The 17,489-nt window shown below is 64.9% G+C and carries 21 protein-coding genes; 11 read left to right on the forward strand and 10 right to left on the reverse strand.

Features of this window, described 5'->3' with window-relative positions; translation table 11 throughout:
* Positions 1-6: 6 nt before the first annotated feature.
* From AC0IXR_RS22055 to AC0IXR_RS22065, 3 genes are read right to left on the reverse strand one after another with little or no spacing between them, the layout of a single operon-like run.
* On the reverse strand, positions 7-651 hold the full coding sequence (locus tag AC0IXR_RS22055; protein ID WP_461222367.1) for an NADH-quinone oxidoreductase subunit C: 645 nt from the start codon (positions 649-651) through the stop codon (positions 7-9).
* A gap of 9 nt (positions 652-660) precedes the next feature.
* Complete coding sequence (locus AC0IXR_RS22060; protein WP_019906836.1) at positions 661-1,248, reverse strand: NuoB/complex I 20 kDa subunit family protein; 588 nt, start codon at positions 1,246-1,248, stop codon at positions 661-663.
* A gap of 53 nt (positions 1,249-1,301) precedes the next feature.
* The gene (locus AC0IXR_RS22065) at positions 1,302-1,667 is read right to left on the reverse strand and encodes an NADH-quinone oxidoreductase subunit A (protein WP_056434386.1); all 366 of its coding nucleotides are present in this window, start codon (positions 1,665-1,667) and stop codon (positions 1,302-1,304) included.
* A gap of 460 nt (positions 1,668-2,127) precedes the next feature.
* Here AC0IXR_RS22065 and AC0IXR_RS22070 point away from each other — a divergent pair, with 460 nt between their 5' ends.
* Together AC0IXR_RS22070 and AC0IXR_RS22075 are read left to right on the forward strand one after the other, a co-directional pair.
* On the forward strand, positions 2,128-3,261 hold the full coding sequence (locus AC0IXR_RS22070) for a glycosyltransferase family 4 protein (protein ID WP_471762190.1): 1,134 nt from the start codon (positions 2,128-2,130) through the stop codon (positions 3,259-3,261).
* Between the two features lie 289 nt (positions 3,262-3,550).
* Positions 3,551-5,884, forward strand: coding sequence for an amylo-alpha-1,6-glucosidase (locus AC0IXR_RS22075; RefSeq protein ID WP_461228359.1), 2,334 nt, complete (start codon positions 3,551-3,553; stop codon positions 5,882-5,884).
* A gap of 163 nt (positions 5,885-6,047) precedes the next feature.
* On the opposite strand, the gene infC is transcribed toward AC0IXR_RS22075, so the two are convergent.
* Both infC and AC0IXR_RS22085 read right to left on the reverse strand, forming a co-directional pair.
* Positions 6,048-6,569: a translation initiation factor IF-3 gene (gene infC, locus AC0IXR_RS22080; RefSeq protein WP_018042013.1), complete on the reverse strand. Its 522-nt coding sequence runs from the start codon at positions 6,567-6,569 to the stop codon at positions 6,048-6,050.
* Positions 6,570-6,758: 189 nt separating this feature from the next.
* Positions 6,759-7,985 (reverse strand): glycosyltransferase family 4 protein, encoded by a 1,227-nt coding sequence (locus AC0IXR_RS22085; RefSeq protein ID WP_471762192.1) that lies wholly within the window; start codon positions 7,983-7,985, stop codon positions 6,759-6,761.
* Positions 7,986-8,162: 177 nt separating this feature from the next.
* Here AC0IXR_RS22085 and AC0IXR_RS22090 point away from each other — a divergent pair, with 177 nt between their 5' ends.
* Entirely contained in the window at positions 8,163-8,942 is a 780-nt protein-coding gene (locus AC0IXR_RS22090; RefSeq protein ID WP_311276261.1) for an alpha/beta hydrolase, read from the forward strand.
* Between the two features lie 15 nt (positions 8,943-8,957).
* Here the strand turns inward: AC0IXR_RS22090 and AC0IXR_RS22095 are convergent, their stop codons facing one another.
* Both AC0IXR_RS22095 and AC0IXR_RS22100 read right to left on the reverse strand, forming a co-directional pair.
* On the reverse strand, positions 8,958-9,242 hold the full coding sequence (locus AC0IXR_RS22095; RefSeq protein ID WP_056434395.1) for a BQ00720 family protein: 285 nt from the start codon (positions 9,240-9,242) through the stop codon (positions 8,958-8,960).
* A 78-nt stretch (positions 9,243-9,320) separates the two neighbouring features.
* Positions 9,321-9,758, reverse strand: a complete 438-nt coding sequence (locus AC0IXR_RS22100) for an Hsp20 family protein (protein ID WP_207412252.1) — start codon at positions 9,756-9,758, stop codon at positions 9,321-9,323.
* A gap of 614 nt (positions 9,759-10,372) precedes the next feature.
* Between AC0IXR_RS22100 and AC0IXR_RS22105 the strand changes: the two genes are divergently transcribed.
* The 7 genes from AC0IXR_RS22105 to AC0IXR_RS22135 all read left to right on the forward strand — a co-directional run bounded on the left by AC0IXR_RS22105 (position 10,373) and on the right by AC0IXR_RS22135 (position 14,554).
* The gene (locus AC0IXR_RS22105; protein WP_461234391.1) at positions 10,373-10,849 is read left to right on the forward strand and encodes a Tat pathway signal protein; all 477 of its coding nucleotides are present in this window, start codon (positions 10,373-10,375) and stop codon (positions 10,847-10,849) included.
* An 89-nt stretch (positions 10,850-10,938) separates the two neighbouring features.
* Positions 10,939-11,631, forward strand: coding sequence for a MotA/TolQ/ExbB proton channel family protein (locus AC0IXR_RS22110; protein WP_056434401.1), 693 nt, complete (start codon positions 10,939-10,941; stop codon positions 11,629-11,631).
* Positions 11,632-11,742: 111 nt separating this feature from the next.
* Entirely contained in the window at positions 11,743-12,225 is a 483-nt protein-coding gene (gene tolR, locus AC0IXR_RS22115) for a protein TolR (RefSeq protein WP_056434403.1), read from the forward strand.
* Positions 12,226-12,230: 5 nt separating this feature from the next.
* Entirely contained in the window at positions 12,231-13,235 is a 1,005-nt protein-coding gene (locus AC0IXR_RS22120; RefSeq protein WP_471762194.1) for an energy transducer TonB family protein, read from the forward strand.
* A 13-nt stretch (positions 13,236-13,248) separates the two neighbouring features.
* The gene (locus AC0IXR_RS22125) at positions 13,249-13,773 is read left to right on the forward strand and encodes a metallophosphoesterase family protein (protein WP_461234395.1); all 525 of its coding nucleotides are present in this window, start codon (positions 13,249-13,251) and stop codon (positions 13,771-13,773) included.
* Between the two features lie 171 nt (positions 13,774-13,944).
* Entirely contained in the window at positions 13,945-14,208 is a 264-nt protein-coding gene (locus AC0IXR_RS22130) for a hypothetical protein (RefSeq protein ID WP_244478158.1), read from the forward strand.
* Positions 14,209-14,398: 190 nt separating this feature from the next.
* Positions 14,399-14,554: a hypothetical protein gene (locus AC0IXR_RS22135; RefSeq protein WP_207412292.1), complete on the forward strand. Its 156-nt coding sequence runs from the start codon at positions 14,399-14,401 to the stop codon at positions 14,552-14,554.
* A 13-nt stretch (positions 14,555-14,567) separates the two neighbouring features.
* Here the strand turns inward: AC0IXR_RS22135 and AC0IXR_RS22140 are convergent, their stop codons facing one another.
* The gene (locus AC0IXR_RS22140; RefSeq protein WP_207412247.1) at positions 14,568-14,822 is read right to left on the reverse strand and encodes a hypothetical protein; all 255 of its coding nucleotides are present in this window, start codon (positions 14,820-14,822) and stop codon (positions 14,568-14,570) included.
* Between the two features lie 300 nt (positions 14,823-15,122).
* On the opposite strand from AC0IXR_RS22140, the gene flaF reads away from it, so the two are divergent.
* Positions 15,123-15,482 (forward strand): flagellar biosynthesis regulator FlaF, encoded by a 360-nt coding sequence (gene flaF / locus AC0IXR_RS22145; protein ID WP_056434719.1) that lies wholly within the window; start codon positions 15,123-15,125, stop codon positions 15,480-15,482.
* A 317-nt stretch (positions 15,483-15,799) separates the two neighbouring features.
* Here the strand turns inward: flaF and AC0IXR_RS22150 are convergent, their stop codons facing one another.
* Complete coding sequence (locus tag AC0IXR_RS22150) at positions 15,800-16,207, reverse strand: hypothetical protein (protein ID WP_471762196.1); 408 nt, start codon at positions 16,205-16,207, stop codon at positions 15,800-15,802.
* A gap of 158 nt (positions 16,208-16,365) precedes the next feature.
* Positions 16,366-17,481, reverse strand: coding sequence for a molybdenum ABC transporter ATP-binding protein (gene modC / locus AC0IXR_RS22155; protein WP_461234397.1), 1,116 nt, complete (start codon positions 17,479-17,481; stop codon positions 16,366-16,368).
* Positions 17,482-17,489 lie beyond the last annotated feature (8 nt).

Below are 17,489 nucleotides of genomic sequence, written 5' to 3' on the forward strand. Positions count from 1 at the left end.
CGCTGCTCAAGCCGACTTTTTCTCATCGCCCGGGAGCACGTATTCGGTGCCCTCCCACGGCGAGAGGAAGTCGAAGTTCCGGAATTCCTGTGTCAGCTTCACCGGCTCGTACACGACACGGGCCTCGTCCTGGTCGTATCGAACCTCGACGAAGCCGGTGAGCGGGAAGTCCTTGCGCAGGGGGTGGCCCTCGAAACCGTAATCGGTGAGCAACCGGCGCAGATCCGGGTGCCCCGAAAACAGGATTCCATACAGGTCGTAGGCTTCGCGCTCGAACCAGTTCGCCGCCGGGAACACCTCGATGACGGAGGGTACGGCGGTCTGGTCGTCGGTCTGCACCTTCACCCGGATGCGGCTGTTATGGCGCAGTGAGAGCAGGTGGTAGACCACGTCGAAGCGCTTGGCCCGGTTGGGATAATCAACGCCGCAGATATCGATGAAGCAGCGGAACGCGCAGGTCGGGTCATCGCGCAGATAGGTGAGCGCATAGACGATATCGCTCGCCTGAACGTTCAACGTCAGCTCACCGAAGGCGATGGCGCGCGAGACGATGGCCGGCCCGAGGGCCGCGCCCACATGGTCGCTGAGCGCCTGGAGCGAACCGTCGGCGGGGGCGGCCGTATGCGCGAGGATCGAGATGCCGTTGCTCATCGCGAATCCTCAGCGCTCGATCGTGCCGGTACGGCGAATCTTCTTCTGGAGCAGAAGCACGCCGTAGAGCAGCGCCTCCGCCGTGGGCGGGCAGCCCGGCACGTAGATGTCCACTGGCACCACCCGGTCGCAGCCGCGCACCACCGAGTAGGAATAGTGATAGTAGCCGCCGCCATTGGCGCAGGAGCCCATGGAGATCACGTAGCGCGGCTCGGGCATCTGGTCGTAGACCTTGCGCAGGGCCGGAGCCATCTTGTTGGTCAGCGTGCCGGCGACGATCATCACGTCGGATTGCCGGGGCGAACCGCGCGGAGCGAAGCCGAAGCGCTCACAATCATAGCGCGGCATCGACATCTGCATCATCTCGACGGCGCAACAGGCGAGGCCGAATGTCATCCACATCAGCGACCCGGTGCGGGCCCAATTGATGAGGTCGTCCGTCGAGGTGATCAGGAAACCCCTGTCGGCGAGTTCGCTGTTGATCGACAGGAAGGTCGGATCGTCGGCGCCGATAGGGCGACCGGTATTCGGGTCGATGATCCCTTTCGGTGCCGGTGCAACGGCGGGGATCCGGGTGATATCGGGGCTGAAGGCCATCGGTTTCTCGGGATCAGGCTTCGGGCAATGCGATTGTCAGGTCGACGGGATAGTTAGTCCCATTCGAGGGCGCCCTTGCGCCACTCGTAGACGAACCCGACCGTGAGCACGCCGAGGAAGGCCATCATCGACCACATCCCGAACCAGCCGAGCTCACCGAAGGTGATCGCCCAGGGGAACAAGAATGCCACTTCCAGGTCGAAGATGATGAAAAGAATAGCAACGAGGTAGAACCGCACGTCGAACTTCATGCGGGCGTCATCGAAGGCATTGAAGCCACACTCGTAGGCCGAAAGCTTCTCCGGATCAGGGCTGTTATAGGCCACGAGAAAGGGAGCCACGAGCAACGCCACCGCAATGAAGAGCGACACGCCGATGAAGACGATGAGGGGCAGATAATCCGCCAACAGGCCTGTCATGCGACACCTCTCGTGTTCGTGGCGAGCGAAACGCCTCGCGAGCGCCGGGATGGTATGGAATTGCTCCAATGCCAGACTGCGCAGGCGCGAGGCTTAGACGACCCCCTTGAGCGAAACAAGGGCGTCCTGCGTCGCACAAATCCAGGCATGACACGGAGGTATGCCAAGGATCGCATCCTTCAACACGACCGATCCGCGCAGGCCCCTCCAAGATGGGCCTCACCGGGCCCACTGACCGGCAATTCTGGCCGGCTTCCTGCATGTCACCGCGCCTCGCCGGACCGGGACGATGGGCCGGGTGGAAACGAGGATACCGGGGACATCCAAGGTTAACGCAAAGGTAAACATGGCGCTCGGCAAGCGCTCGGAACCATAACCTTGGCCGTGAGTTCCGTTCATGTCCCACTCAGGCCGGTTGGCGTTAGGTCGTCGCAACATTCGACCTTACAGGAGACGTTTCGTGCGCATTGCCCAGATTGCTCCGCTCTCGGAGGCCGTGCCTCCCAAGTTCTATGGCGGCACCGAGCGCGTCGTATCGTGGATCACGGAAGAACTCGTCCGCCAGGGCCATGACGTCACGCTGTTCGCCAGCGGTGATTCCGAGACGTCGGCCAAGCTGGCGGCCTGCACTCCGGAGGGCCTTCGCCTTCTCGGCTATCGGGACCATACCGCAAGCCATCTCGCCATGCTGCACAACGTGCACAAGCGGGCCCACGAATTCGACGTGCTGCACTTTCACATCGATCTGCTTCAGTATCCGATGTTCGAAGATCTTTACCATAAGTGCGTGACGACCATGCATGGTCGCCTCGACGTGCCTGATTTCATGCCGGTCTACCGTACCTTCACGGGCATGCCGCTGGTGTCGATTTCCGACAATCAGCGTGAACCGATGCCCTCCAACTCGAACTGGCAGTCGACGATCCATCACGGCCTGCCGGCCGAGAACTGCCCGTATTACCCGGACGCCAAAGGTGGCTATCTCGCCTTCCTCGGTCGCATCTCTCCGGAAAAGCGCCCCGACCGCGCGATACAGATGGCGATCCAGTCCGGCGTGAAGCTCAAGATCGCCGCGAAAGTCGATAAGGCAGACCAGGATTACTGGGATGAGGTCATCGAGCCGATGATCCATCACCCGCTCGTCGAGTTCATCGGCGAGATCAACGAAGAACAGAAGAAGGACTTCCTCGGCAACGCGCTGGCGCTGGCCTTCCCGATCGACTGGCCGGAGCCTTTCGGCCTCGTCATGATCGAGGCGATGTCGGCCGGCACTCCGGTCATCGCGTTCCGCAACGGCTCGGTGCCCGAAGTCATCGCCGACGGCGTCAGCGGTGTCCTTTGCGACACGATGGATGATGCCATCGCGGCCGTGCACAAGGTGAAGACCATGAGCCGCGCCGGTGTCCGTCGCCACTTCGAGACCCAGTTCACCGCCGAGTGCATGGTGAGGAAGTACGTGGCGGTCTACGAGCAGTTGATCGCGGGTCAGCCCAACGTGATCACGATGCCGCATGCGGGCGCCTTCACCCCGCATTATGGCGACTTGAACGGTTCGGCCCGCCCCTCGCTCTCAGCCGCGGCGATGCCCGCCTGAAAATCTCTAGCGAAAGGCTGATGCCATCGGGCATCAGCCTTGCTAACCTTCCGCGTATCGGTGCCGCTTCGAGCGGATACGCCGAGACCGGTTCCAGAAGGCCGCCGAGTCGCCTGGTCGCGATCGGCGGCCTTTTGATTCGCGGGCTACGATCGAGCGCATCGGGCCGAAACGCATGGCCGCGTTTCATGCGAGTCCGAACTTAAACAATGATCTGCGGCATCGGGCCGGGTATGGCTTCGCCTCGATGCTGCAGGTCCGGCAGCCCACTTCCCGGAGACGTTCAGGCATGGCGGCGAACACTTCCACGGCGACGACACAGGACGGTTCCAGCGCGAATGGCCTGGGGCAAGGCTTCCAGGATGCCGACGCGGTGCTGCCGCAATATCATATCGAGGCGCAGACCTCGCTGGTGGAGCGTCCCTTGCGCTCGCTGAAGTACGGTGAGGCCTTCGCCGTCCTCGACAGTTACGGCGATATCGGCGTGCTGCCTGGGCCGGAAGGCCTGTATTTCCAGGATACGCGCTACCTCTCGCGCCTCGGTTTCACCATCGAGGAGCAGCGGCCGCTGCTCCTGTCCTCGGTGATGCAGGATGATAACGGTGCGCTGAGCGTCGACATGACGACGCCCGACATCCGCATCGACGCTCACGACGAGACCACGATTCCGCGCGAATTGATCGCGATCGAGCGTACCAAGTTCCTGTTCAAGGGGGCCTGCTACGACCGGATCGGCCTGCGCAATTACGATTCTCGGCATTGGAAGCTGAAGATCGGCATCACCTTCGACGCCGATTACCGTGACCTGTTCGAGGTGCGCGGAATGGACCGTCCCATTCGGGGCAAGCGTAGCGTCCAGGTGGCGAGCGAGACCGAGGTCCAGTTCCGCTATGTCGGTCTCGACGAGGTGGTCCGCACCACGAGCCTGCATTTCGGGCCGAAGCCGAAACATATCGAGCCGGGCCGGGCCGAGTTCGAAGTCTCGCTGCCCCCTGGCGGCCGGACGTCGCTGTTCATCCGCGTGGTCTGCGAATCGCACCGCGCCTTCACCAGTGCCCCGGCCGCCGAAAAGGTGGGCGAGGATGCAGCCGCCGGTCTGTCGCAGGCGGCGGGCAGCGGGGCCGGAGCACGTCACCCGAAGGGCCTCGGCGAAGGCGTGATCTTCGCCCGCGCCTATCGCGACGCGCGCCGGGACTTGCGCCAACTCACCGCCGGGATCACCACCATCATCTCGTCGAACGACCAGTTCAACGAAGCGGCCTGCCGCGCCACCGCCGACCTCTACATGCTGGCGAGCCGCACGCCCGAGGGCATCTACCCCTTCGCCGGCATCCCCTGGTACTCCACCGTGTTCGGCCGCGACGGCATCATCACCGCGATGATGGCCCTCTGGATCGACCCGAATTTCGCCAAGGGCGTCCTGCGCTACTTGGCTTCGACCCAGGCGAAGGCCGTGGACCCCGCCGCCGATGCCCAGCCGGGCAAGGTGCTACACGAGACCCGGCGCGGCGAGATGGCGATGCTCGGCGAAGTGCCGTTCCGCCACTATTACGGCACGATCGACGGCACGCCGCTCTTCGTCATGCTGGCCTATGAGTATTATGCCGTCACCGGCGACCGGGAGACCATTGCGCGGATCTGGCCGGCCCTCGAACTCGCCGTCGAATGGATGAACAAGTACGGCGACCGGGACGGCGACGGTTTCGTCGAATACGCCCGCGACACCGACAAGGGCCTGGAGAACCAGGGCTGGAAAGACAGCCACGATTCGATCTTCCACACCGACGGACAGCTCGCAAAGGGGCCGATCGCTCTGTGTGAGGTCCAGGGTTACGTCTATGCCGCCAAGAACGGCATGGCCAAACTCGCGACCTTGCTCGGCCATGACGCTCTCGCCACCCGCCTCGGAGACGAGGCCCGGCACCTGCGTGAGAATTTCGACAAAGCATTCTGGTGCGAGGAGATCGGCACCTACGCGCTGGCCCTCGACGGGGCGAAGAAGCAATGCGCCGTGCGCTCGTCCAATGCCGGCCACGCCCTCTTCACCGGCATCGCCCTGCCGGAGCGGGCCGCGAGCGTCGCTGCCAATCTCCTGTCGAAGGACGGGTTCAACGGTTGGGGCGTGCGGACCATCGCGCGTGGCGAGGCCCGCTATAATCCGATGTCGTATCATAACGGCTCGATCTGGCCGCACGACAACGCCATGGTGGCGATGGGCCTCGCTCGCTACGACTTGAAGCCCGAAGCGTCGCGCATCTTCCAGGGCATGTTCGATACTGCGCTCTACCAGGACCAGAAGCGCCTGCCGGAGCTGTTCTGCGGCTTCATGCGGCGCAACCAGCGCGGACCGGTCTCCTATCCGGTCGCCTGTTCGCCGCAGGCCTGGGCGGCGGCGGCACCGTTCGCCTTCCTCTCCGCCTGTATCGGCCTGGAGATCCAGCACGACCGCAACCGCATCCGGCTCCGCAACCCCACCCTGCCGGACTTCCTCGAAGGCGTCTCGATCTTCAACCTCAAGCTGGGCGAATCGCGGATCGACCTGCGTGTCCAGCGCTACGGAAGCGATGTCACGGTCAACGTGCTCAGGCGTGTCGGCGACGCGCAGGTGTCGGTGGTGAAGTAACCCTCGGGGGCGGTTCACACGCCGCCCCTCCCCTCTCCGCGGATGCAAAGCCGTGCCGAATCACGGGATACCGTGAGTGGCCACGAGGCGATAAAAAAGCCGCTTCCCGGATCGGGAAGCGGCTTTCAATGTTCTCAAGTCCAGTGAAGGGACGGAAAGCGTCTCAGCGCGGCGCCAGGATCATGATCATCTGGCGGCCTTCGAGCATCGGCTCGCTTTCCACCTTGGCGATTTCCTGGGTCTCGTTCTTCACCCGCTCCAGCAGGCGCAGGCCGATATCCTGGTGAGCCATCTCACGGCCGCGGAAGCGCAGGGTGACCTTCACCTTGTCGCCTTCCTCGAAGAACCGGATGACGGCCTTCATCTTGGTGTCGTAATCGTGCTTGTCGATGCCGGGGCGGAGCTTGATCTCCTTGACCTCGACCGTCTTCTGCTTCTTACGGGCCTCGTTCTGCTTCTTCTGTTCGTTGAAGCGGAAGCGGCCGTAATCGAGCAGCTTACAGACGGGAGGAACGGAGTTCGGCGCGATCTCCACGAGATCGAGGCCCGCCTCTTCGGCGAGGGCCAACGCGTCGAAGAAGGCGACGACACCGCGGTTCTGCCCGGTATCATCGATGAGCTGCACTTCGCGGACGCCACGGATGTCCCTGTTGGCGCGCGGCCCGTCCTTCTGCGGGGCCGGCATGGCTCTCATTGGTCTACGAATGGCTTCAATCTCCTCGTGAACGACGAAACGGCAGCCTGCGGACATCGCCCCGAGGGCTAGACCTGGCCACCAATCGCTCCGGCAATCCGGTTGCGGACACCATGTCCGAACTGCGTCCCGTGTCAACAGGCTCGAACCGCTTTGGTTCACGAACCCGTCGATACGGCATCATCGCGCGCGGCCCGCAAGGAGCTCCGCATAGATGTCCAAAGTGGCGCCCACCATGCCGTCGAGGGAGAAATGCGCTTCCACATGCGCACGTCCCCGGCGGGTCATGGCGTCCCGCGCACTAGCCCCGAGATTCAGCGCCTCGAGCAAGGCCTCTGCCAGGGCCGGTGCGTCGCCTGGAGGCACGCGCCAGCCGGTGCGCTGCGCGGCGGGCACTTCCGGCGGGGCAAGCACCGTTTCGGGCACCGCGCCGAGATCCGAGACCACCACTGGAGTTCCGAGAGCCTGGGCCTCCACGGCCGAACGCCCGAATGCCTCGGGCTCCACGGAGGGGACGGCCACCACCGAGGCCGCCCGGAAGGCGGCCGGCATGTCGGTGCAATGACCGACCCGCAGCACGATATCGCGGAGTCCGCGGGCCTCGATCAGCGCATCGAGCTCACGTTCGTAGGCAGAGCGACCCTGCGGGTCTCCGGCCAGGATGAAGGCGACATCGGCGACACCCCGGTCCCGCAGGACGGCCGCCGCTTCGATCAGCACGCGCTGGCCCTTCCAGGCCGTCAGCCGGGCGGCAAGAAGAACAACGCGCTGGTGCGGGGCGACCCCCCAGGATCGGCGCAGGGTCTCGACGCGCGCCGGTGCCACAGCGCCGGGCGAGAACTGGGCGAGGTCGGTACCGCGATGGACGACCCGCACGCGGTCACCGGCCTGCTCGGGATGAAGCATCCGGATGAGGTCGGCGGTGTAGTGGGAATTGGCGATGACCACGTCGCCCCGCGCCATGACCGAATTGTAGAGCACCTTCACCCCGGTCCGGCCGGAATAACTGCCGTGATAGGTGGTCACGTAGGGGATCTTCAGCCGCCGTACCGCGCCGAGCGCCACCCAGGCGGGCGCACGTGAGCGGGCATGGACGATCTGAACTCCCTCGCGCCGACACAGGCTGGCGAGGCGGCCGATATTCACGGCCATGGCGAGGGGATTCTTGGAGGCAGCCGGAAAGGGAAGCCAGGTTCCACCCTTGGCCTGCATCTCGCCGACGAGCCGCCCGCCTTCCGTCGCCACCAGGGCACGGGCCCCGACGGCGGCCAATGCCGCTGCTACATCCACCGTCGTACGCTCCGCGCCGCCGGCATCGAGGGCAGGAATGATCTGCAGGATCGTTGCGCCCGCCAGAGGCTGGATGTCACCGGGAAAGCCTGCGCCCGACCGCTCGCCGCCGTTCACTCCGGTGATCCTTTTCGGAACCGGAGACACGACGGACATTGGTTTGCGGCGCAGGCCCGGTATTCGTCTCGTGTCTCGATCATGGTCTCCAGCATCGGGGGCACGCTTTACGTCTCGGTAAACGAAAAGCGACTCCGAGGCATTCAATTCTCGTTTTCTTCGGATTACGGATGAAGCATGGATTTCGCGACCCGCCAGAACCCGATCTTCATCTCGGTTGGAGAGGGAGACGCCGCGCGCCGCATCGCGATACGGATCCGCGAGGGGGACGGGCCTCCGCTCGTCTGGCTCGGAGGATTCCGATCTGACATGGGGGCGACCAAGGCGACAGTCCTCGACGCTTGGGCGCGGGACCAGGGCCGCGCCCTCATCCGGTTCGACTATACCGGACATGGAGAATCCGAAGGCGAGTTCGCCGCCTCGACCATCTCCACATGGCTGGAAGACGCCATGGCGGTGCTGGACGCGACCGTGACGAGGCCACCAATCCTCATCGGTTCGTCGATGGGGGGCTGGATCGCCTGTCTGGTCGCGCGAGCCCGAGCCTCGCGCGGCGACGCCGCACCGGCCGGAATGGTGTTGATCGCACCGGCCGTCGATTTCACCGAGACGCTGATGTGGGAGCGTTTCCCGCCGGAGATCCGCGCGACGATGGAACGGGACGGCGTCTGGTGGCGGGCGACGGAATACGGGCCCGACCCGGTCCCCACCACCATGTCGCTGATCGAGGACGGACGCCGGCACCTGCTGCTCGATGCGCCGATCGATCCGGGCTGCCCCATCCACATCCTGCAGGGCATGAAGGACCAGGATGTGCCATACGAACACGCGATCGCGACGGTGGGCCGGCTGCCAGCCGCCGGCACAGTCCTCACCCTCATCGCCGATGGTGACCACCGGCTGTCTCGTCCGCAGGATCTAGCCCGACTGACGGCAGCTGTGGCCGAGATCGCCTGAGCGCCCCCTTGCGCCTCAGTGGAGGCTGACGGCGAAAAGGTCGTTGGCCATGGCGTTGGCGACGATCGCATCCCGCGAATCGGCGAGGAGGATCGGAGCCCCGCTGGCCGAGAGCAGGGCGAACAGGTCGAGGCCCGGCGACAGTTCGGGAGCCTGCGGGAACAGCCGCTTCACCTCATCGGAACGGATCGGGCGCACATAGGCAATGTGGCCTTCGCCGAGGGCGGCGAGATCGGCAGCGTTGAATTCGGCCGGGTCGAGATCGGCCTGGGTGATCGGGTTCGCATTGAAATCGGTCATGATGCCCTCCTTTCGAGGCAGAGCGTATAGGATCGGCGCCGCGTTCGGCCCGTATCCGGGTGAAAACTCAGTGTGCCCTCAGACCTCGTCGCGCGACGCGATGGTGATCTTGCGGACGATCCGCTCCGGCTCGGGGCGGGTCAGATCGATGGACAGGAGCCCGTTCGAAAGGTCCGCGCCCATCACCTCCATGCCGTCGGCGAGAAGAAACGCACGCTGGAACTGACGCGCGGCGATGCCTCGGTGCAGGAATTGCCGCGCCTTGTCGTCGACTTGCCGCCCTCGCACCACGAGTTGGTTCTCCTCCAGCATCACGTCGAGCTGGTCCCGGGTGAACCCGGCCACCGCGAGAGTGATCCGCAGCCGCTCCGGTTGATCGTCGGAACGGGCCACCCGCTCGATATTGTAGGGCGGATACCCGTCATTGGCCGCCTTCGACACGCGGTCGAGGGCCTGTTCAATTTCGTCGAAGCCGAGAAGAAACGGATGTCCGAACGGTGAAGGCCGTGTGGTCACGTGATCTAGTCCTTGGCGAAGCCCCGGGGTCGATAGATGAGGCACTTCGATCTGTCGGAGCCCGCCTGAAGCAGCACTCCTCCCGACGGTCGTCTGCCGGTCACCGCGATATGGAGATGTGGAAAAGCGGCATCAAGGGCACCGCCGTCAGACCGGTCCTCGCGTCGACTCGCCTCCCTGACCGCACGGAAATGTCGAGCCCGAAGATCAGCGGAGCGGACAGGAAGAGGCTGTGGATGTCGTCAAAGAGGGAAACCTGGGATGATCAAGCATTGGACATGGGAGCATTAGGCAATCCCGTCGCTGCGCCGAGCGTCGCAGTAACAGTTTGGAACTGCTCTGATTTTCAGCGCAAAGCTTGATCTTACAGGGACAACTCGGATACTCCGCGCCACGTCGAACGATGCGGCGGTGCGAGCGCCGGGCGTCATGCGTCAGGTTGGAGCGGCACCGCAACGCGAGCGTCGCGCTCAATGCCAGAGGAACCGCCGAAGACGATCCCCCTGGGGGTCTCTGCGATTGCCGTTCGCGAAGGCGCATCGACGCAGGCGACCTGGGCAGGCAACTTGGGCATGCGACTTGGGACTGCCGTAACCGAGGAGAATCGGACCGTTATGAACGAGGCGCACTGCGTGACCGAATTCCCATCCTTCCCGGCCGGCCGTGCCATTGGCGCCGCGCTGGTCACCGTTGCCCTTTCGGTGGGATGGGGCGCGCCCGCCATCGCCCAGGATGCGAAACCTAGCCCCCTGAAGCTCGAGCTCAACCGTCTCGAGCCGGCGGGCGAGGCGTGCCGCACCTATCTCCTCGTGGACAACAGCCGCGGCCCCGCGCTGAAATCCCTCAAGCTCGACCTCTTCGCGTTCGATACGGAAGGCGTCGCGCAGAAGCGCCTCGCCGTCGAACTCGGCCCCATCCAGGACCGAAAGACCATGGTGCGGCTGTTCGATTTCCCGGCCCTTTCCTGCCCGAAGATCGGCCGCGTCCTCCTGAACGACGTGCTCGCCTGCGAAGGCGGCGAGGCCAGCCGCGAGACATGCCTCGACCGGATCGAGACCGAGAGCAAGACGAGCGCGAGCTTCACGCGCTGATCCCACGGGCTGACACGCCGACCTTCTGATTGCCGATCCGGTCGCCCCTCGGCGATCGCCACCACCCAACGAACCCCGAGGAGCCCGCCATGGATCCGACTTCCGCGCCGGCCGCTGTCGCCCACGACTTTTCCTTCATCGGCCTGTTCCTTCAAGCAGACCCGATCGTCAAAAGTGTCATGATTCTACTGGTGATCGCCTCGATCGCCTGTTGGACGGTGGTGTTCGAGAAGCTGGTGCGTTTCGCCGCCGCCAAGCGTCAGGCCAAGGCCTTCGACACGCTGGTGCGCTCGGGCGGCTCCCTCGAAACGACGGGATCGGGTATCGATGCCGGCATCGTGCAGGCCGGGCTCGAAGCCTGGCGCGACCAGGACGCCACCGAGACCCGCGCCGAGCGGCGCGAACGCATCGAGCGCGCCATGCGGGCCGCCCTGACGCTGCGGGTCAAACGCCTTCAGACGGGCCTGCCGCTCCTGGCGACCTCCGGTTCCACCGCCCCCTTCATCGGTCTCTTCGGCACGGTCTGGGGCATCATGAACTCGTTCTCGTCCATCGCCCAGAGCCAGGATACCTCGCTCGCCGTGGTGGCCCCCGGCATCGCCGAGGCCCTCTTCGCCACGGCGATCGGCCTCATCGTCGCGATCCCGGCGGTGATGGCCTACAACAAGCTCACGAACGATCTCGGCCGGGTGCAATCCGCCTTCGTCGCCAGCATCGGTACCCTCGGCAACCGCCTCGCGCGGGACCGCAAGAGCGTGCCGCACGCCGCGGCCGCCGAGTAGCACGGCGTCTCCCACGCAACGAACATTTCATGGCCGGCGCGGACGCGACGGCACGATGACGACATGCGGCGGGCCATCGAGCCGGCCGCCGAAGCCCCGGAGGGCTAAACGATGGGTATGGGTTCGGTCCGCGCCAGCGGCGGCGGCGATGACGAGGATGACCTCGATTCCGCGCCGATGTCTGAGATCAACGTCACCCCGATGGTGGACGTGATGCTGGTGCTGCTGATCATCTTCATGGTGGCGGCACCGCTGATGACGACGGGCGTGCCGGTGCAATTGCCCAAGACCACCGCCGCCAAGGTCGCGCAGGCGAAGAAGCCCCTGGAGATTTCCATCGACAAGGAAGGCAAGCCATTCCTCGCCAAGGACGAGCTGACAGCGGAGACGATCATGCCGCGCCTGAAGGCGCTGGCGGCGGAAGACCCGTCCCAGGTCATGCTGGTGCGCGGAGACAAGGACGTGCCCTACGGCAAGATCATGGAAGTGATGGGCCTCGTCGGCCAGGCCGGCTTCACCAAGGTGTCCCTCATCGCGCAATCCCCGGGCGGAGCGCTTCCGGCGGCCCCTGCGGCGAGCGGAGCGACGCGGTAGACCCGATGAACGCCCTCGTCTCGACACATGAGCCCGGACAGCGAGGTCCCACGGGCCTCGCTGCGGCCTTCCTCGTGGCCTTCGTCCTGCACCTGACGGTTCTAGCGGGCATGATGCTGTTCGGCCAGCCACCCAAGGCGCCACCCGGCGAGAACACGATCACCATCGATCTGGCGCCGCAATCGACCGAGGCCGAAGCCCCGTCCGCCCCCGCCATGACGGAGGCGGTGCCTCCCCCGGCGGAAGAATCCCCCGTCGAGACGCCGGACGTCCTCGAAGAGGTGCAGCCGCCGGAGATGGCGGAGGTGACGCCGCCCGAGACTGCGGAAGTCCCACCCGAAGAGACTCAGCCCATCGTCACGCCCGACACGATCACAGAGGTGCCGCCGGAGGAGCAGGTCGTGACTTCCACCGCCGAAGTGGCCGAGCCCCTCGCTCCCCCGCCGCCCGTCGTGGCCAAGCCGCCCGAGCCGGTGAAGCCGCCCAAGCCCGTCGAGATCGTCAAACCGAAGCCGAAGCCCGATCCCAAGATCGAGGCGAAGCGTCAGGAGGAACTGGAAGCCAAGCGCGAGGCCATTCGCGAAGCAAAGCTGAAGGCGGCTAAGGAGGCCAAGCTGAGGGCTGCGCGTGAGACCAGCCGACGCGCCGCTCAGGAGGGCGGTCCGAGCAGCTCGGCCTCGTCCGCGAGGCAGGCGAGCACGGGCTCATCCGCCTCCGGCAACGATCCCAGCGCCCTGCGTCAATGGCAGGGAGCTCTCGCCTCGGCCATCAATGGGCGCATGAACCGTAACGCGGCGGCGGGGACGGCGGGCGGTACCGCCGTGGTGCGCTTCACCGTCTCGCGGTCGGGTCAGGTGCTCAGTGCCGGGCTCGCTAGCAGCAGCGGCATCAGCGTCATCGACGGGGCGGCGCTTGCCGCCGTGCGCGGATCGCTGCCGGCGGCTCCTCCTGGCGTCACCGTGAGCAGCCTCGCCGTCACCGTCCCCATGCGCTTCCGGCCAGGCGGCTGAGCCGGGAGGGGCGGTGGCAGTCTGGTTCACCAGCGATACGCATTTCGGCGACCGGCGTGCGCTGAATATCGACCGCCGCCCTTATCCGGACCTCGCGGCCCATGATGCCGGGTTGATCGCCAACTGGAACGAGAGGATCGCACCCGACGACACGGTCTGGCATCTCGGCGACGTCGCGCTCGGCCCCTCCGACACGCGCATCGCCGAGATCGTCGGCTCACTCAACGGCGTGAAGCACCTCATCATCGGCAACAATGACGGGCCCGGCACGCTGGCGCTGCAAGCCTGGGCCTCGGTGGGCCATTATGCCGAGATCGACGTGGACGGACGCCAGCTCGTGCTCTGCCATTATGCGTTCCGAACCTGGAACGGCATCGGGCGGGGCGCACTCAACCTACACGGCCATTCGCACGGCAAGCTCGCGCCGGCCCCGCGCCAGTACGATGTCGGGGTCGACGTTCATGCCTGCGCCCCGGTGCGACTCGACGAAATTCTGGTTTCTCGCAGGCGCAAGAAACCTGCGGAACCTTCGCCGTGAGTTCGCCGTTTGTGACGCAGACTGGACGATAGGGACGTGTCTTTGGCGCTAACCTTGCTCTGGCACTGAACTCGAAAGACGGACATCCGCCTTCAACGAGACGCACAATTGGATTTCCCCATGCGCTTCGCTCCTGCAACGCCCATCGCCGCATTTGGCTTCGTGCTGTGCATGATCACTCCGATACTGGCGGCGCCGTCATGCCTCCAGGGTGAACGGAAGGTTCAGGAAGCCGCAGCCCTTCGCTACCAGGCCCGTGAAGAAGCGCGGCTCGGTAATCGCGACCGGGTCTGCGACACGCTCGATGAAGTGGGCGATCGCTACGAAGAGGCCAAGGACGCGTTCGAGGATTGCGGTGCCGGCATCGTCGCCATCGACCTACGCAGCGAAACGCGGGCTTTGCGCGCAGCAAAATCTGTCAATCGCTGCGACTGAACTCTGCGGCCGGGATGCCGATACTCCTTCCCGGCCCCGCGGTACCGAATATCAGTATCTGACAACACTTTCCCATATGCGGATATTTTCCGCACGTGCCGACCCGGTGCGGCCACGCACAGCCACGCTTTTCCGTTCACATCACAGATCAAGGAACGACGGAGGACTTGTCCGTCGGGAGGCCAAACCCATGAACGCATCCGCCCAGCATAGCGATCTGTCTCTGCTATCGTCCCAGGCTACGCATTCCGCCGCGACCGGCCCCTCCTTCGCCGCAGCCTTGTGCGGCTTCCTCTCGACGACGGTCGCCACGACGATGGTGATGTTCCTGCTCAGCAGCCTCTGATCGAGCGCCGCGGCTACGGGGCGACGAACCAGAACCGTCGCCTGGAGAACAGCATGTCCGCGTTGCCGACGCTCTGGTCGCCCTGGGGACGAGCCGGGACCAGACTGCAGGGAGGCTCGATCCGCGGCGGTGCAGCGGGGAGCAGAAGCGCCGACGAGACCGGATGAAGACCGAGCTTGGTCTGTACCTCCGGATGACGCACGGCGACGATGGTCACGATTCCGGCGATGAGACCTCCGGCGAGCGTACCGAGCAGAAAATTCATCATGTCAGTGAAGGGGCGTACCCATCGGGGGCCCGACTCGGCCCATCTCCAGGATGCTCGCAAAACCTGACGGATGCGTTGCAAAAAGCCGGATCTCGGTGACTATGTGTTGCAATGCACGCCATCGGTATAGGTTGATCCCGCCGGATTGATCAGGGTCGCTCCCCCGTCGCTCCGTCCTCCCCCAGCTTCCCGGCATGATTGGGGCGATCCCGCCGCCTTACCGTCTTTTAACCTTACCTCGACTACGGTCTGATTCGAGCGGCACGAATCGGCATGGCCGCGTCGGGAGAAGGAGCGATCATGTCCTATGGAGCCAGTGCCTATGCGCGGGTCGCGCAGACCGCGTTGACGCCTCGCGGCGCCGAGGCAGCTGTCCTTATCAAGGCGGCAGGTAGGCTCCAGGCAATTCAGGCGGATTGGGACAATCAGCGCCCGGCTTTGAACGATGCCTTGAACTTCAACCAGAAAGTCTGGACCATCATCGCCGGCTCCGCGACCGCGCCGGAGAATCCGTTGCCGGATTCGATCAAGACGAGCATCGCCGAACTCTCGACCTTCGTGTTCAAACGCATGATCGACACGATGATCGAACCCAAGGCTGAAAAACTGACGGCACTCATCAACATCAACCACCAGATCGCGGCCGGCCTACGGACCTGACACCTCGCTGGGCACTCACGACGCGAAGCGAACGCCCATCACTGGCGTCGCAGCGGAACGTGCCTCGCTACGAGGTCAGCGGAGCCCGGATAAGTGCGGGCTCGGGCGGCGAGCCCGCCGCGCCTTGTGACGCTCACACCGCCTGAATGCATCCATTTGGGAGACCGGGTTTGTCTCGGCCGAAGCGGAGCCTTTTCGATCGTTCGCAGGCTCAGCGAGCCTGAGTTGGGCGTCCTGCGCAAGTACCAAAAGGCCGGAGCCTTCGCTCCAGCCTTACGTGTTTCCTATCGATGAATGGGGCGATGCGTCGGCCCTGATCAGGCGGTCCGATCCACGGGCTGCTCGTCTTCCGTCACCCGGAAGGCGCTGGCCCGATTCGCCGTCGCTTCCGCATAGGCGCGCGCTCTCAGGAGAGTGGCCTCGGGCAGTTGCACGACCACGTCGCCGGAATCGGGGTCCACTACCTGATACACGATGCTCTTGGTGTCCTGATCCACGGTGACCCGACGCTCATCCGCAGTGGGCAGCCCAATATCCGACTTGGACGCCGGTTCATCGGCGGCGGGTGTTTCGTCCCGGCGAACATCGAACTTCACAGGCGGGTCCAGAGGCGTGGCGACGCGCGTCACGGGCGCAGCCTTGGGCACCGGCGTCGGTGAATTCACGGATGGATTATTTGGAGCGACGGGAGCCGTCGACACCGAAGAAATACTCAGGATCGTCATTGCACGCCCTTTCGAAGGTGGTCGTGTCATGCAACCAAAAACGATGGCGAGGATGAATCGCTTCTTAAGATGGGCCGGTTACTCACCGCTGTTCAACAGAACGGCAAAGAAGTCGTTCAGAGAAAGTATGAAATTTTAACGATCCTACCAGCCCGCCATCAGATCTCCACCGGCGCGGGCCCGGCCGTCCCCACCCCCTGGGGATCGAAAGCGATGCTTTTCACCACGGCATAGACGGCGCGGCCGGGCGCAAGGGCGAGATCGCGCACCGAGGCGCGGGTCAGGCGGGCGGCGAGCAGCACGCCGTGGCAATCGATCTGAACCATGGCAGCCGCTTCCCCGAAGGCATGGATCGAGACGACATGCCCTTCCAGAATATTGCGCGCGCTCAAGCCGACAGGGGCTTGCGTCGCGAGGAGAACGTCCCGCGCCGGCACGCGGATGCGGACGGCTGTGCCGATGCTTCGTAGCAAGCGGGGAACCCAAAGGCGACCGACGCGTCCGCTCAGACGGGTCAGGCCAGTCTCGGAATCCGTCTCCTCCACGATCATGTCGAGGATCGCACCGGCTTCGGCCTCCTGCGTTGCGAGAAGATCGGCCCGCCGAAGGACGGTATCGGCCGCTCCAACGGCAGCGACGCGACCCGCTTCGAGCACCACGACGGTGCGCGCCAGTCGCGCCACCTCCGAAACCGCGTGGCTGACATAGACGATGGGCAAGCCAGCCTCGTCGCGCAGGCGCTCGATATAGGGAAGGATCTCCGCCTTGCGGCCCTCATCGAGGGCAGCGAGGGGCTCGTCCATGAGCAGGAGCCGGGGCCGGCTGAGCAGGGCCCGGCCGATCGCTACTCTTTGCGCTTCACCACCCGAGAGACCGGCCGGTCGCCGTTCGAGCAGATGGCCAAGCCCCAGCAGGTCGACGACGCCCTCGAAGGCGATGCCGTCGCTGCGGCCGCGGGCGAAGGCTCGGCCATAGCTAAGGTTCCGGCGTACCGAGAGATGCGGCATCAGTCGCGCCTGCTGGAACACCACGCCGATACGCCGGCGATGAACCGGCACGGCGATCCCGCGCTCCGTGTCGAGCAACGTCTCACCGGTCACCGCGATGCGACCCCGATCCGGTCGCGCCAGGCCGGCGATAAGATCGATCACCGTGGTTTTGCCCGAACCCGAGCGACCGAACAGGGCGGTCAGGCCAGGGCCGGCGGCGAACGCGACCTCGAGGCTGAAGGCGCCCCGGTTCAGCGAGACGTCGATATCGAGCGTCGCGGACATAGGGGGCC

The sequence above is a fragment of the Methylobacterium sp. AC832 genome, from assembly GCF_979256025.1.

Coding starts and splice junctions, on each gene's coding strand:
- AC0IXR_RS22120 (WP_471762194.1), top strand. CDS start 12,231: ATGAACGCCCTCGTCTCGACACATGAGCCCGGACAGCGAGGTCCCACG.
- AC0IXR_RS22135 (WP_207412292.1), top strand. CDS start 14,399: ATGAACGCATCCGCCCAGCATAGCGATCTGTCTCTGCTATCGTCCCAG.
- flaF (WP_056434719.1), top strand. CDS start 15,123: ATGTCCTATGGAGCCAGTGCCTATGCGCGGGTCGCGCAGACCGCGTTG.
- AC0IXR_RS22130 (WP_244478158.1), top strand. CDS start 13,945: ATGATCACTCCGATACTGGCGGCGCCGTCATGCCTCCAGGGTGAACGG.
- AC0IXR_RS22090 (WP_311276261.1), top strand. CDS start 8,163: ATGGATTTCGCGACCCGCCAGAACCCGATCTTCATCTCGGTTGGAGAG.
- AC0IXR_RS22065 (WP_056434386.1), bottom strand. CDS start 1,667: ATGACAGGCCTGTTGGCGGATTATCTGCCCCTCATCGTCTTCATCGGC.
- AC0IXR_RS22110 (WP_056434401.1), top strand. CDS start 10,939: ATGGATCCGACTTCCGCGCCGGCCGCTGTCGCCCACGACTTTTCCTTC.
- AC0IXR_RS22150 (WP_471762196.1), bottom strand. CDS start 16,207: ATGACGATCCTGAGTATTTCTTCGGTGTCGACGGCTCCCGTCGCTCCA.
- AC0IXR_RS22055 (WP_461222367.1), bottom strand. CDS start 651: ATGAGCAACGGCATCTCGATCCTCGCGCATACGGCCGCCCCCGCCGAC.
- AC0IXR_RS22095 (WP_056434395.1), bottom strand. CDS start 9,242: ATGACCGATTTCAATGCGAACCCGATCACCCAGGCCGATCTCGACCCG.
- AC0IXR_RS22075 (WP_461228359.1), top strand. CDS start 3,551: ATGGCGGCGAACACTTCCACGGCGACGACACAGGACGGTTCCAGCGCG.
- AC0IXR_RS22105 (WP_461234391.1), top strand. CDS start 10,373: ATGAACGAGGCGCACTGCGTGACCGAATTCCCATCCTTCCCGGCCGGC.
- infC (WP_018042013.1), bottom strand. CDS start 6,569: ATGCCGGCCCCGCAGAAGGACGGGCCGCGCGCCAACAGGGACATCCGT.
- tolR (WP_056434403.1), top strand. CDS start 11,743: ATGGGTATGGGTTCGGTCCGCGCCAGCGGCGGCGGCGATGACGAGGAT.
- AC0IXR_RS22140 (WP_207412247.1), bottom strand. CDS start 14,822: ATGATGAATTTTCTGCTCGGTACGCTCGCCGGAGGTCTCATCGCCGGA.
- modC (WP_461234397.1), bottom strand. CDS start 17,481: ATGTCCGCGACGCTCGATATCGACGTCTCGCTGAACCGGGGCGCCTTC.
- AC0IXR_RS22060 (WP_019906836.1), bottom strand. CDS start 1,248: ATGGCCTTCAGCCCCGATATCACCCGGATCCCCGCCGTTGCACCGGCA.